At 41.2% G+C, this 14,083-nt stretch carries 14 protein-coding genes; 1 reads left to right on the top strand and 13 read right to left on the bottom strand.

The features are described from left to right. Positions 1-17 precede the first annotated feature (17 nt). The 9 genes from CSV74_RS02325 to CSV74_RS02285 all read right to left on the bottom strand — a co-directional run bounded on the left by CSV74_RS02325 (position 18) and on the right by CSV74_RS02285 (position 9,324). The gene (locus CSV74_RS02325; protein WP_099690423.1) at positions 18-1,820 is read right to left on the bottom strand and encodes an ATP-binding protein; all 1,803 of its coding nucleotides are present in this window, start codon (positions 1,818-1,820) and stop codon (positions 18-20) included. Then, a complete protein-coding gene (locus CSV74_RS02320; RefSeq protein WP_083035563.1) occupies positions 1,817-2,536 on the bottom strand; it encodes a response regulator transcription factor in 720 nt (239 codons plus the stop codon). Before CSV74_RS02320 ends, CSV74_RS02325 begins: the two co-directional genes overlap by 4 nt. Before the next feature lie 104 nt (positions 2,537-2,640). Then, on the bottom strand, positions 2,641-3,825 hold the full coding sequence (ccsB, locus tag CSV74_RS02315) for a c-type cytochrome biogenesis protein CcsB (RefSeq protein WP_099690422.1): 1,185 nt from the start codon (positions 3,823-3,825) through the stop codon (positions 2,641-2,643). Then, positions 3,816-5,471, bottom strand: a complete 1,656-nt coding sequence (gene resB / locus CSV74_RS02310) for a cytochrome c biogenesis protein ResB (RefSeq protein ID WP_099690421.1) — start codon at positions 5,469-5,471, stop codon at positions 3,816-3,818. Before resB ends, ccsB begins: the two co-directional genes overlap by 10 nt. Before the next feature lie 15 nt (positions 5,472-5,486). Further along, a complete protein-coding gene (resA, locus tag CSV74_RS02305) occupies positions 5,487-6,023 on the bottom strand; it encodes a thiol-disulfide oxidoreductase ResA (protein WP_099690420.1) in 537 nt (178 codons plus the stop codon). A 104-nt stretch (positions 6,024-6,127) separates the two neighbouring features. Continuing rightward, positions 6,128-6,859 (bottom strand): pseudouridine synthase, encoded by a 732-nt coding sequence (locus CSV74_RS02300; RefSeq protein ID WP_099690419.1) that lies wholly within the window; start codon positions 6,857-6,859, stop codon positions 6,128-6,130. A 107-nt stretch (positions 6,860-6,966) separates the two neighbouring features. Next, positions 6,967-7,971, bottom strand: a complete 1,005-nt coding sequence (locus CSV74_RS02295) for a D-alanyl-D-alanine carboxypeptidase family protein (RefSeq protein WP_029053075.1) — start codon at positions 7,969-7,971, stop codon at positions 6,967-6,969. Continuing rightward, entirely contained in the window at positions 7,968-8,579 is a 612-nt protein-coding gene (gene scpB / locus CSV74_RS02290; RefSeq protein ID WP_029053076.1) for an SMC-Scp complex subunit ScpB, read from the bottom strand. The genes CSV74_RS02295 and scpB overlap by 4 nt, the downstream gene beginning before the upstream one ends. Positions 8,580-8,592: 13 nt before the next feature. Next, entirely contained in the window at positions 8,593-9,324 is a 732-nt protein-coding gene (locus CSV74_RS02285; protein WP_099690418.1) for a segregation/condensation protein A, read from the bottom strand. A gap of 36 nt (positions 9,325-9,360) precedes the next feature. On the opposite strand from CSV74_RS02285, the gene CSV74_RS02280 reads away from it, so the two are divergent. After that, the gene (locus CSV74_RS02280; protein WP_099690417.1) at positions 9,361-9,870 is read left to right on the top strand and encodes a DUF309 domain-containing protein; all 510 of its coding nucleotides are present in this window, start codon (positions 9,361-9,363) and stop codon (positions 9,868-9,870) included. Here CSV74_RS02280 and CSV74_RS02275 read toward each other — a convergent pair. The 4 genes from CSV74_RS02275 to CSV74_RS02260 all read right to left on the bottom strand — a co-directional run bounded on the left by CSV74_RS02275 (position 9,867) and on the right by CSV74_RS02260 (position 14,081). Continuing rightward, complete coding sequence (locus tag CSV74_RS02275; protein WP_029053079.1) at positions 9,867-10,241, bottom strand: GNAT family N-acetyltransferase; 375 nt, start codon at positions 10,239-10,241, stop codon at positions 9,867-9,869. The genes CSV74_RS02280 and CSV74_RS02275 overlap by 4 nt on opposite strands. Positions 10,242-10,421: 180 nt before the next feature. Then, a complete protein-coding gene (gene lysA / locus CSV74_RS02270) occupies positions 10,422-11,747 on the bottom strand; it encodes a diaminopimelate decarboxylase (protein WP_099690416.1) in 1,326 nt (441 codons plus the stop codon). An 86-nt stretch (positions 11,748-11,833) separates the two neighbouring features. Continuing rightward, positions 11,834-13,291 (bottom strand): spore germination protein, encoded by a 1,458-nt coding sequence (locus CSV74_RS02265; protein WP_099690415.1) that lies wholly within the window; start codon positions 13,289-13,291, stop codon positions 11,834-11,836. Between the two features lies 1 nt (position 13,292). Then, complete coding sequence (locus CSV74_RS02260) at positions 13,293-14,081, bottom strand: SigF/SigG family RNA polymerase sporulation sigma factor (RefSeq protein WP_029053082.1); 789 nt, start codon at positions 14,079-14,081, stop codon at positions 13,293-13,295. Positions 14,082-14,083: the final 2 nt, after the last annotated feature.

Here is a 14,083-nt window from a genome sequence, read left to right as displayed (position 1 = left end):
TCAGTATAGGAGAGGTTTCATTTATTTATTGCGTCAAATGGAAGTGAACAAATAAAGATGGTTCCTTTTTCATCACCACGGGTTGCTAAAATTGAACCGTTATGTGCTTCCATAATATTTTTTGCAATAGCCAAACCAAGTCCTGTACCACCTTTTCCTCTTGTTCTTGCTTTATCTGCCTTATAGAAACGCTCAAAGATGTAAGGTAAGTCTTTTTCTGGAATACCGACACCTGTATCGGCTACTGTAATATCAAGTATTCCGGTAGACCGGTAGACACCTAGCGTCACCGCTCCACCGTCTGGAGTATGGCGGATGGCGTTATCGATCAAATTAGTGAACACTTGCTCAAGACGGTCTTCATCTGCCGTTACGAGTAGCGTATTCAATTCTTCCGTCTCCAAAGACAAGTCCACTTTTGCATCTTTTGCCACTTGTGAGAACTTTGTCACCATACGTTCTAGAAACTCCACAATCGATAGAGGGTTTTTATTCAGTTGAATGTAGCCAGATTCCATTCTTGCCAGATTCAGCAAGTCTGTGACGAGGCGACTCATACGCCTGGATTCATCATGGATGATCTGAACCATTTCCATACGTTCTTCTTCACTGCTCACTACATCATCTATGATGGCTTCGCTATATCCTTGCAACATCGAGATCGGTGTCCGCAATTCGTGTGAGACGTTGGCAATGAAATCCGAACGTAATTTATCCAATTTATGCTGTTCCGTCATATCACGGAATACCGCCACCGCTCCACGGATACTATTTTCACTGTACAATGGGCTGATGGAAATGACATAAAACTGTCCACCCAATTCCAATTCATCTTCCACTTCCTCAGCGAATGAAATGGCATGCTTTAGCATATGGAAAACTTCTTTAGGCAACGGATGATGATTTTTCTGATTGTATCCATACCATTTTTTCAACAATAACTCGGCTTGCGGATTTTTCAGGAGAATTGAATAATCTTGATTAAACGTTACGACTGCATCTGTCATAGATGTAAGAATGCTGGAAAGCTGTTCTTTCTCCTGCTTAATCAATTCAATATTATATTTCAACTGACGTCCCATCTGATTAAAAGCAGTGGCTAACTGACCAATTTCATCGTTTTGCGCCACAGGTAAATGTGTATCAAAATTCCCTTTAGACAACTCAAACGCTGCTTGCTTCATCTTACGCAACGGCAATGTAATGCGCGTAGATAGGAAAAATGCAAAGAATGTAGTTAAAATAAATGCGATGAATGCGGATAAGAAAACAATGTTCGTCGTGCTTTTCGTCGTACGGTGCACAGCATCTAAGCTTTGGTACATGAGTACACTCGCTTGTTCACCATTTGCTTGTTCAAATGGATACGAAAGAATCAAAAATTGCTCCATGACGTCTTGTTCTGTCAATGAAGGCAATATCATTTCTTTCATTTTATGCTTACCTGATTCAGGCGTATTAAACAAACTGCCTTCTGAAAGAAGTTGATCTTCAATTTCCTTTTTACTTGAAGATGTATGGAATGAATACAGCACATTCCCCTGTTGATCAACTACAATTGCATTGGTCTCTAAATCGAGGATATCATCTACAATTTGGTTCATGGATTGAGTCATGGAACTTGTCGTTTGTTCGTTATAATCATTGACAATTTTACTGATGGTGGTAGCTTCTCTCTGCAAAGACTCTTCCGCTTGTTTCGTGTGGAAGTTATCAAGAAATTCGAGCAGGAACAGTGTCACAATAAACAAGACAAAGGAAACGAGAAGCAATATGGTGGCCCATAGCTTCCCGACAATTGAATTCCATATTCTAATCATTCGTTTGGAACCTCGAACTTATAGCCGACACCCCAAACAGTCACAATCATTTTCGCTGCGCGGTCTGAAACACGGCTCAGTTTTTCTCGCAGCCGTTTGACATGTGTATCCACTGTACGTAAATCTCCAAAGAATTCGTAATGCCATACTTCTTTCAGCAATTGTTCACGATCGAATACTTTATCCGGTGATTTTGCTAGGAAATACAATAACTCATATTCCTTCGGTGTTAAATTAACTTCTTTCCCTTCAGCTGTTACACGATGTGCATCATGATCTATTGTCAGCTGTGGAAACACTACTAAATCTTTTGACGTTGTGTTAGACGACACATTCGGGAATGCAACTGAACGTCTGAGCATAGCTTTTACGCGTAAGACTACTTCTCTCGGACTGAACGGCTTGACGATGTAATCGTCTGCACCACTTTCAAATCCGCTTACACGGTCTGCTTCTTCACCCTTTGCTGTCAATAAAATAACAGGTGTCATAATTTTATTTTCACGTAGTTCAGCTAATACTTCCATACCATCTTTTTCAGGCATCATCACGTCGAGCAATATACAATCATATTGTCCAGCAAACACTTTTTCTAACGCATCTGCTCCATCGACCGCTTCTTCAATTTCATAGCCTTCTCTAGATAAATACATATTCAATAGGCGACGAATGCGATCCTCATCATCCACCACTAAGAGCTTCACTGTTTCTTCCACAATTCATTACCCCTTTCGACAACCTTCTATCTCCATTGTACAATTACTGACCTACAAATAGAAATAAAAAGACTGCATGACAAGTATTGTCATGCAGTCGAAGATTATGCGTATGAGTGTAAACCTGCAATAATTAAGTTTACGGCAATTAAGTTGAACATGATGATAACAAATCCGATAACAGCAAGCCATGCGGACTTTTTACCTTCCCAACCTTTTGATAAACGCAGGTGAAGGAATGCAGCGTAGAACAACCACGTAATGAGTGCCCACACTTCTTTCGGATCCCAGCCCCAGAATCGTGACCAGGCTTCATGTGCCCAAATCATGGCGAAAATCAAAGCACCGAGCGTGAAGACCGGGAAACCGATCAATACAGCACGATAGCCGATTTCATCCATCAGCTGGGAATTGGCCTTCTTCGCTAACGGTTGGAATACCGCGGCGAGAGGTTTCCGTGCGATCAACCGTAATAATACGTAAAGCACTGAACCTACAGCTATAGACCAAACAAGCGAAGACAGTTTTTGCGCATTGATGATCGGAGGCAATTCAACCCAAGGTGTCATTTTGTCCGGTGTCATCGCTTCATACTCATTCATCCCAAATAACGGAGGAACGTGATACGTAATTTCAGCGGGTACTTCATCTTTATTTATATAAGTAAATTCTGCTTCATAGTCCATTACTTTGAATGTCGTAGAAGATACGACAAAACCAAGAACAAGAATTAACGTATACATTACTGCTTCTATCCAAAAACGTGATTTGGATTTTTTCGTCATATCAATATTCTTTACTAAGAATACAAGCCCTGCTATCGCACTGATTGCAAGTATAGATTCACCAATAACCGTTGTGATTACGTGAATAAACAACCATTTACTTTGAAGTGCAGGAATTAGTGGAGTAACTTCTGTCGGAAACATCGTTGCATACGAAATAATGATAATTGCAACGGGTAACGCGAACAGTCCAAGTGACGGTGTTCGGTAAATAATATACAGCATGATGAATGCCCCTACGAGCATCATGCCGAATGCAGTCGTAAACTCAAACATATTACTAAGTGGCGCGTGACCTGACGCAGCCCATCTTGTAAAGAAATAGCCTAAGTGAGTAAGGAATCCGATGATTGTAATAACTAGACCGATCGTTCCCCACTTACTATTATGATACGCTTTTTCTGATTTTGATTTTTTGATAGCGCCTCCGAAAAACAAAGTGGCTACTAAATATGCAATAAATGAAACTAATAATAAATTACTACTGATGGCTACTAAGTCCATATTTCCTCGTCCCCTTCCTGTTCTGGCTTGTCCAACTCAGGATCCTGACGATCTATATAAGCAGGCAAGTCTACAGTTTCTCGTAATGTATCCAGCTCTTTACGTAAAGAGAACCAGTTTTTATTCGTATGTGCAGCAATCAACAAATGTCCTTCTGAATCTTCTTGGATCCATACTCTGCGGTGTTGCCAATACATTCCTTGAATAACACCAATCATAAATACTAGACCACCGAATAAGAGGATATATAACGTTTTGTCTTTACGGATTGTCAAACCTGAAATATTTCGAGTTTCAGCAGCTGCAAACTTAATCGCGTAGTCGTTCTCTTCTACTTCCAACGTTTGACGAATGGCCACGAAACTCTTTTCACCTTCTGGCTTATCTGGTGTGTTCATCTGAAAAATGAATGCTGGATTATTCGGAACGGGTGACTTCGAATAGGGTTCCCCGTCTTTAATTCCATCATAGTCTGGATAGAAACCTAGCATATTGACAGTTGAGCCATTTCCAAGATCATATTCCTTTTCTGGATCACTTAAATCTACCGTGAATTCCCCTAAAGATTCTTCAGAAGATTTATTTACCAAATGAAATGTCATGTTTTTAAGCTCGTCTAGTTTATAATCCATCTGGAATACATTATACCCATCAAATTTCAATGGTTTATTGACATTGATGGCGTAATCCTCCACTTTTTCAAGACTTTCACTACCTGGGAGCGCGCCCTCATTTTGTTTATACAACGTAACATCTGTCGTATACGACTTAACGATTGCGCCATTCTTCTCTAACGCCTCACCGAATACTTCTGCTTCTTCTTTTGTATAGTTCTCTAATGTGAACTTTTTATTTTCAAGCACATAACCCGGTGCTCCAACGATATTACGAGTTTCCCCTTCACGGAGCCACATCGCCTCGTCAACATAAAAACCAGGAATTCCTCTAAGCAGAACACCCGAAATGAAAATGATTAACCCGACGTGGTTGACATACGGGCCCCAGCGTGAAAATCGATACTTTTCAGCTAAAATGGCACCATTCTCTATTTTTACATTGTAGCGCATTGCTTTTAGTTTCTCTTCTGCTTTTGCAAGCGACTCTTCCGTATTTTGGACATCGCCTTCTCCAAAAATCCGCTGACGCTTCATAAAGGATGGGTGACGACGTGTGCGTTGCTTTTTAAGTGATTTATAAAGCGGAACAACACGGTCAATACTTGCGATGATAATAGAAGTTGCAAGCATACCGACTAGTACTTTAAACCACCAGCTATTATACATATCATAAAAGCCAAGTTGGTAATACAGTTTTCCTACCGTACCATACAGACGCTCATAGTATTCCAGATAGCCCTCCGGCGTAGTGGCAGGTACATAAAACTTCTGCGGAAAGATTGTTCCAATTGCTGACGTGATTAATACCGCCGCAATAATACTGACGCCAATCTTGACGCTGGAGAAGAAGTTCCATATTTTATCGATAATGGAACTCTTATAGGTTTGGGATCTTCTAGAGGATCCCTCGTAACGCATATCTACAATATCACTTTTCTTCGCCTTTTCAGATAAGGGACGACCACACTTCTCACAAAGCTCTGTACCATAAGGATTTTCATGCCCACATTGGCATTTGATTTTGCTCATTGAGTAACAATCTCCTTACTTTGGTTGAATGCTTTCTAAATACTCATAAATTTGTTGCTCTGTCATCCCCTGTTTAATGACCTTCGTAATCTTTCCTTCTGGATTGATGAGGAAAGTTGTAGGTAATGGTTTGATATTATACAAATCCATAACGGTTTTGTTCTTATCCCATAACATGGGGAATGAAAGGTTCATGTCGTCTCTAAAGAGCTCTATTTTCACTTTTGGTTCTCCTACGTTGACAGTCAGGATATGTACACCCTTCGCTTCAAAGTCTTTATAGAGATCCTCCATATGTGGCATTTCCTTTTTACAAGGTGGACACCATGTACCCCAGAAATTCAGGAATACGCCTTGCCCTTTATAATCCGACAACCGATGTTTATTTCCTTCTAAATCTACAAGCTCGAAATCAGGCGCTGTATCACCTTCCGCCAAGACTTTTACTTTATCTTTTGAAGTAATTGCGTAGATCATAATTGCAGCTAAAATTAATAAAAGGGCTGTTCTGCTAATTAGCCTGATAGTCTTTTTGTTTTTCTTTTTGGCCAATCATGTAACCTCCTGTCTAATTTACGTTCCATTGGCTATTATACCAAAACATAAAATCAGTTGGCACCGCACTAGTGATAGGATTGTGAACTTTCAACGCTTTCTTAGCCGATCTTTCCTGTTTCTGCTAATACGCGTAATTGTTTCAATTCATGTCTCGTTAGCTCACGCGCTTCTCCGGCATTCAATCCGCGTGTAGTCAAGTTAGCAAACTCTTCACGCTTCAATTTTTGAACCGGACAATTAATTGCGTCGAACATTCTTCGTACTTGACGGTTACGTCCTTCATGGATTGTGATCTCGACAATGGCAGAATTTGTTTTCTTATCCGAGCTTGTCATTTTCACACGAGCAGGAGCAGTACTGCCGTCATCTAATTCAATTCCTGTCTCCAGCTTTTTAAGATCCTCGCGGGTAGGAATTCCTTTTACTTTAGCTACATACTTCTTTTTTATTTCGAATTTCGGATGAGTCATCAAATATGAGAAGTCTCCGTCATTCGTCATCAACAATACACCTGAAGTGTCATAGTCTAGTCGACCAACCGGAAATATTCTCTGGCTGACTTCCGGTACTAAATCCATTACTGTTTTACGACCTTTTTCATCGTCTACTGTTGAGATATAACCGCGTGGTTTATAAAGCAGATAGTAGACAGGTGTTTCTTTCGTCAATTGAACGCCTTCCACTTCAATTGTGTCCATTCTGCTAACTTTTGTCCCGAGTTCCGTTATGACCTTACCATTCACTTTAACTAAACCGTCCAATATTAGTTTTTCTGACTTTCTTCTTGACGCTACGCCGGCCTGTGCCAATACCTTTTGTAATCTTTCCATGGGTTCCTCCTTGATGTTACATACTGAAAAAATTATGTCATACTTTCGGGCAAATGAAAAGAAGACTGACCTATGTAGGTCAATCTTCGAAATAGTATGTTTTTAACTCACTTTTCGGACTCGATATCTACTGCTACTGTCTTAATTGGTTCTGTACCTAAATAAATAGACCAGTAGCCTTTTTTCTGTTGTTCATCTGCTTGTGGAATTTGTAACACATTGGACAACATTTTCTTCTCTTCTTTCGTTACGAGTAACTTAACAGATTGATCTAGCTTTGCGATCATATGTGGAAATACTTGATACTTTCCTTTTTTCACTGCTGTGTACGATTGATATTCAGAGAAAACTTGCTGGGATAACTGTTTATGGACTTGCCAATCATTTCCGTTATTTAACGTAACGACAATGACGGACTTTCCATCCTTTTCGAAATAGGTAGCCAATGTACGTCCTGCTGCTTTTGTGAAACCTGTTTTACCCGCAACGGCAGTTGGCTCAGATATTACTAGCCGATGTTTATTTTGCCAACTGTTTTTTCCTTGTTCTGTTTCAAAAGGATAGTTCTTTGTAGAAGCTATTTTACGAAATTCTGGATTCTTCATAGCAAAATACAACATTTTAGCTGTGTCATACGCAGAAGACAGGTGATGCTCGCCGTGCAAACCGGATGGATTCATAAAATGCGTTTGCTCCAGGCCATGACTTTGCGCTACTTCATTCATCAGATAGACAAATCCATCAAGTGAGCCACCTGCATGTTCAGCGAGCGCCTGCGCTGCATCATTACCTGAACGCAGCATTAAGCCATACAGTAAATCTTGCGTCTTCATTACTTGACCCGTTTCGAGATAAATGGATGATCCTTCTGCTGTCGCGGCTTCTGAGGAAATGACCGTCTCCTGTTCACTCGGCTTTAACCCCAAAAAGGTATAAGCCGTCCACATTTTCGTCAAACTTGCGATAGGAAGCGGTTCATGTTCATTTGATCCCATCAGCAATCTGCCATTCTCTCCGTCTATCACTGCAAATGACGTACCCGCCGCCTGGCTACTTGCGGGATATATCAATAATCCGACTATCAGTAGAGCGATGACCGAAATTTTTCTCAAGCATCATGTCCTCCTTCTTCTGTAATGGAAAATGCTTCTTGGAATTTCGTCATGAATAAATCCGTTTCTTCCGATGTTTCTTGTTCTTCGTCAAGTGACAGTGGCGGCATATCTTCGAGCGACGCCAGTCCAAAACGATCTAGAAAGAAAGTTGTCGTGCCATATAAAATCGGTCTACCAGGCCCATCCATGCGCCCCACTTCCTCTACGAAGCCTTTACCAGCCAACGACGACAATGCACGCTCGGACTTTACACCACGCAAGTCATCGATCTCTACGCGCGTTACAGGTTGCTTGTACGCAATGATGGCAAGTACCTCGAGCGCTGCTTGTGTAAACGTAGACGGTTTTGGATCTTCTAGCATTCTTTTGATGTCATCTGCCCATTTACTCTTCGTCACCAAGCGGTAACTCCCGCCGTAACTTTTCAACGTGATGCCACGTGTGTCATCTTCGTCATACGCCGCTTGCAAAGATATCAGTACTTGTTCTGCTTTTTGCTCTTCGCATTCCAACAGCGCGGCTAACTGTGTAAGAGATAAACCTTCTTCACCTGCCACGAATAAAAAACTTTCCGTCATCCCGACGAAACGTGTTTCGATGTTCATTCCTATCATCCCTTCACATCAACGAGATTCGTAATTCTTCAAAATTATTACTTTGTCGCACTTGAACTTCTTGTAATTTCATCAGTTCAAGCAATGATAAAAATGTTAATACGAGCTCGGGTACAGTCGTCGTTTCAAAAAGTGCATGGAAATCACATTCTCCACCACTTAGTTCCAACTTACTCATGATCGATGACATCTTATCCCCGACAGATTGCTCAGATTTTGTTATACTCGCTGTAAGAGGCAGTTTCAGCTTCTTTCTGTGTAGCATTTTTTGAAATGCACCAATTAAGTCAAAAACATTGAGCTGTTCTTCCGTCTCTGTTACAAGCGCTTCACCATAATCCGTTAAGTCTTCAGGCTCTTTAGTGAAATGCTCATCACGGTGTGCAGCAGACTCACGAAGCGAGTTGGCCGCTTCTTTAAACTTCCGATATTCCATTAATCGGGCTATCAATTCTTCACGCGGGTCTTCCTCATAACCGAATTCTTCGATGAATGCCTCTTCTTCATTGACCGGCAACAGCATTTTGCTCTTCACTTCCAGCAACGTCGCTGCTAGTACAAGGTATTCGCTTAATTCATCCAATCGAAGAACACGCATGGCATGCAAATGTTCTATGTACTGCTGTGTTAGCTCCGCCATGGGGATGTCATAAATATCAATTTCGAGCCGATTAATCAAATGTAACAACAGATCAAGTGGCCCTTCGAAGACTTCGAGTTTTACACTATAACTCATTTTACCAACCTACCTAACCAGAAAGGAATGATTTGGATGCACCCTTACTACCATCCTCTTTTTCTACAGTTTATTGTGTATTTCAATGACAATCAAGATTATTTCGAGTGCCACGAGGTGCTGGAAGAATATTGGAAGGAACAAAAAAACTTTTCAAAAGATCATCCACTAACCGGCTATATTCTCATGGCTACCGGATTATATCATTGGCGCAGAGGAAATACAGCAGGTGCTTCGCGTACTTTAACTAAAGCCATCACACGCTTCCACGAAATGCCTGTACAATTTGGCGACTATCTCGAAGAAGTGGCCGTTGATGAAATCATCCTGCAGCTAGAGCATTGTCTTACCCGCATTAAATCAGGCGAAGATTTCCATGAATTCCCACTTCCAATCTCTCCAGAGTTGCAAATCGAAGCAGAGAAATTCAAGCCTCTACTTGCATTACTGCCCAAAAATAGCGCATCTGTTATTCATAAGCATATGCAACGGGATAGGTCAGATATTCTTTTACAACGTGAAGAAAAGAAGAAGGGCAGCCGTTAAAGATCTGCGCCTTCTTCTTTCCTTAAACAACTTTGTATAAATGGTTCAGTAAAGTCGGTACTTTTACAGCCGTATCCTGGGTAGATCTCTTGCAATTCCTTTATCATCTTAGATGCAATTCCTTCTCCACGAAACGATGGATTGACCGAAATATGCTGAACAGTGTAGGTCTTGTCATTGTCGTTGACTTCTACCCCTATTAATCCGATGTAATCTTCTGCTTCTTTATAAAGATATAGCTGCCACTGTTCAACACAGAGATACTGCTGAACAGTCTCTTGCAATTTGCATAACATCTTTTCACTAGGGATATAAGATAAAAAGCCCATAGCAATTTTCTCTTGTGCCTTCTTAAAACGAATAAGATTCAATAGTAACCCCTTCTTTTCAGAAATCCTTTATACAGTTTACACCAATATCCCGTTTACTTCAACTCGCGGATTATTTATAGCGCGGATCGATTATCGGAACAACAAAATACCAATAGATGACTCCCCAAATTATAGCCATGGCAACAATCGAAACGAAAAGAATAATGTTTTTCTTTTTCATTAGAAATTCTCCTTCTCATCTGATTGCAACGGAAGGTCTAATTTAATGATGTCTTCGTAGGTTTCGCGTCTTACGACTAACTGATGTCGCCCTTTTTCTACAAACACAACGGCAGGTCGAGGCAGTCGATTATAATTGCTGGCCATGGAGTACGTATAGGCTCCCGTACAAAAAACAGCTAGTAGATCACCGGTTTCCACTTTGGGCAAATCGGCTTTTTCAATTAATTTATCGCCGGACTCACAGCACTTACCTGCAACTGTCCATTGCTGGTCATGTGGCTCGTTCATCCGATTAGCAAGCGCACTGGAATAGTGTGCATCATATAGAGCCGGACGAATATTATCAGACATTCCGCCATCTACTGCTACGTATGTACGGACACCCGGCACCACTTTCGTACTGCCTGCAGAATAAATAGTCGTTCCCGCATCTCCGACAAGCGAACGGCCGGGTTCAATCCAAACTTCAGGAATTGGATACTCACATTCCTCAGCCATCTCTTTCACTACATCTGCCATTTCTTCTACATAGATAGCTGGCTCAAGTGGCGTATCTTCCTCAGTATAACGAATACCAAATCCACCGCCTAAATTTAAGACAGGACAGATAAATTGATAATTCTTCCGCCATTCGACCATTCTTTCCATTAGCACTTCTGCTGCGAATTTGAATGCATCGGTTTCAAAGATCTGTGAACCTATATGACAATGCATGCCAAGGAAATTAATATAGCCATGATCATGTAAAGCAAGGAACGCTTGATCCGTTTGTCCATTTTTCAAATCAAAACCAAACTTTGAATCTTCCTGGCCTGTTGTAATATAGTCATGCGTATGTGCTTCAATTCCTGGTGTTACACGGACTAAGACATTCATCGTTTGCTTTCGTTCATCTGCAATTTCTTTAATCATGTCGATTTCCAAGAAATTATCGATTACGATGCATCCAATGTTCTCTTCAAATGCATATACTATTTCGTCTCTGCTCTTATTATTGCCATGGAAATGAATCCGTTCGCGTGGGAATCCTGCTGCTACTGCAGTATATAATTCTCCACCTGAAACAACATCAAGAGACAACCCTTGCTGTTCTGCCAATTGATAAATTGCAATTGAAGAAAAGGCTTTACTCGCATATGCAACTTGTGCTCTAATTTCTTTTTTCTCAAACGTATCTTTAAATGCCCGCGCACGCTCTTTGAATAACTCTGTATCATAGACCATGACTGGTGTTCCATATTGTGAAGCCAGTTCTGAAACGTCCACTCCACCGATTGTTAGATGACCGTTTTCGTTCACTGTCTGTGTTCCATAAAGATACATGTCCCATACCCCTTCCGAATTCTCTCAAATAACTTTATCACAAGAAGACGGAAAGTAGCAACGACATGCAAGATTTCGAAATAGCTTTATGACATCCTGTCACGGTTCGGCGAGTCCGTAATAAACGGCCGCGGATCGTCGATTGTCATTGGGAAACGAATCAACACACGCAACAAAGCTTTCGGGAAGAATGGCGTGAACGGCCACAAATATGGCACATTCATCGGCTTTAATGAGCATAAATAATAATAAATCACAGCAAGTGCTATAAAGAAGCCTGGAGCTCCTAGTAATGCGGTTGAGATCAGTAAGAAAATCCGGAACACTTTTGTCGTAATACTCAATTCAAATGACGGAATCGCAAATGTGAATATGGCACTAACCGCCACGTATAATACGACTTCCGAAGAAAATAAGCCTACGTCAATCGCTACTTGCCCAATGACAATGGCCGCAACGAGTCCCATAGCGGTCGACAGCGGTGTTGGTGTATGAATTGCGGCCATTCGCAATACCTCTATACCGACATCAGCCACAAACAGTTGGACAAATAACGGAACTTCTCCCCATTCATTCGGACCAATGTATTTGATCGCTTCCGGAACGAATTGTTTTTCGATCGACATCAAATACCAAAACGGCAACATCACTAAACTTAAAAATGTCCCCACGAAGCGTACCATTCGGATGAATGTACCGATTAAAGGCGCTTGCCTATATTCTTCCGCGTGTTGTAAATGATGCACAAGTGTAACAGGGACTAAAATGACGGACGGAGATGTATCGACGATGATCGCAATATGTCCCTCTAGTAAATGCGCCGCACAAATATCAGCACGTTCTGTATACCGAACGAACGGCATCGGGTGAAATCCTTGTTTAAATAGAAATTCTTCGAGTGATTTATCGGTCATCGTCAAGCCATCCGTTTTTAATGCATCCAGTCGTTCTCTCACAAAATTCAAATGTTCTTCATTGGCAGCGCCTTTCATAAAGGCAATGGCAATGTCCGTTTTACCTTTTACGGACGTCTCATGCATTTCAAACCGGAGTTCCGTTGTACGTAAACGTCTTCGGATTAATGCCGTGTTCGTCAAAATATTTTCCGTAAATCCGTCCCTTGAGCCACGTATGACTTTTTCAGTATCTGGTTCCTCAGGATTTCTGCCTGGATATGACCGCACATCAAGTGCGAATGTGAAACCGTCTTTCATAATGAATACAGCTAACCCACTTAAAATAACTTTCGCGAGTTGATCTTCATCCTTTACAATTTCCAGCGAATGATACGGAAAATAATCCATCATTGCGCGGTCAATGTCCTCGACAGATTCACCTGTAAATAACTCATTACGATACTGCATTTCCGTCAATAAAGTAGTTAAGACCTCGCCATCCACTAAACCGTTCATATACAGAAGAAGTATTTCTTTATCCCATAGGTGGATCAACCGTTTAGTCGCATCGTATGTTTCATCTTCGCCAAACTGGTTGATGAACCACCTCTCCCCTTCTCGTATGGACGTAAATAGTGTATCGGTCAAATCAGGGTCTCCTCACCTTCTCGAGCGCTTCTTCTGCATCTGCGCCCATCCATGTTTTCATTTGGGCTAGAATTTTCTTTTCCAACCGTGATACTTGAACCTGTGATATTCCAATTCGTTTCGCAATATCACTCTGTGTGTAATCCAAATAATAGCGCATATAAATGATCGTTTGATCACGCTTATTCAACCGTGTAATGACATCCCGTAACGGAATATGATCGAATACTCTTTCCGACCTATCGTCCCGCAGCTGGTCCATTAGCGTCAAACTATCCCCATCACTCTCATACAACTGTTCATGAAGCGAAGCCGGATCACGAAGCGCATCAGAGGCTAGAATAATATCCTCCTGTTTCACTTCCAATATTTCCGCCATTTCTGAAATGGAAGGTGAACGTCCGTTTCTCTTAAAGAAGTCATCGGTTGCGTGACGAATTTTATAGCTTAACTCACGAATGGTGCGACCTACTTTCACCATTCCATCATCACGTAAATAACGTTGAATTTCTCCGACGATCATTGGCACTGCATACGTTGAAAACTTCACCTCATAGGATAAATCGAACTTATCTATTGATTTCATCAAGCCAATGCAGCCTATTTGAAATAAATCTTCTAAATCTGCACCACGCGAAGCGAAGCGTTGAACGATGGACCACACGAGTCTTGTATTGCCTTCTACCATCATTCGTCTAGCTTCTTTGTCACCCGCTTGTGATTCTTTGATGAGTTCTCGCATTTTTTCTTGTGACAATAGAGCGTGTTGCTTCTCAACAGATGCTTCCATAC

Origin of the sequence: Sporosarcina sp. P19 (assembly GCF_002743165.1) — a bacterium.
Taxonomy (GTDB): domain Bacteria; phylum Bacillota; class Bacilli; order Bacillales_A; family Planococcaceae; genus Sporosarcina; species Sporosarcina ureae.
This window is presented reverse-complemented; position numbering and strand designations above follow the sequence as displayed.

Bases quoted from the DNA above. Each gene is read 5' to 3' on its own strand.
- CSV74_RS02325 (WP_099690423.1), bottom strand. From the start codon at position 1,820: ATGATTAGAATATGGAATTCAATTGTCGGGAAGCTATGGGCCACCATA.
- ccsB (WP_099690422.1), bottom strand. From the start codon at position 3,825: ATGGACTTAGTAGCCATCAGTAGTAATTTATTATTAGTTTCATTTATT.
- resB (WP_099690421.1), bottom strand. From the start codon at position 5,471: ATGAGCAAAATCAAATGCCAATGTGGGCATGAAAATCCTTATGGTACA.
- CSV74_RS02300 (WP_099690419.1), bottom strand. From the start codon at position 6,859: ATGGAAAGATTACAAAAGGTATTGGCACAGGCCGGCGTAGCGTCAAGA.
- scpB (WP_029053076.1), bottom strand. From the start codon at position 8,579: ATGAACATCGAAACACGTTTCGTCGGGATGACGGAAAGTTTTTTATTC.
- CSV74_RS02285 (WP_099690418.1), bottom strand. From the start codon at position 9,324: ATGAGTTATAGTGTAAAACTCGAAGTCTTCGAAGGGCCACTTGATCTG.
- CSV74_RS02280 (WP_099690417.1), top strand. From the start codon at position 9,361: ATGCACCCTTACTACCATCCTCTTTTTCTACAGTTTATTGTGTATTTC.
- lysA (WP_099690416.1), bottom strand. From the start codon at position 11,747: ATGTATCTTTATGGAACACAGACAGTGAACGAAAACGGTCATCTAACA.
- CSV74_RS02260 (WP_029053082.1), bottom strand. From the start codon at position 14,081: ATGGAAGCATCTGTTGAGAAGCAACACGCTCTATTGTCACAAGAAAAA.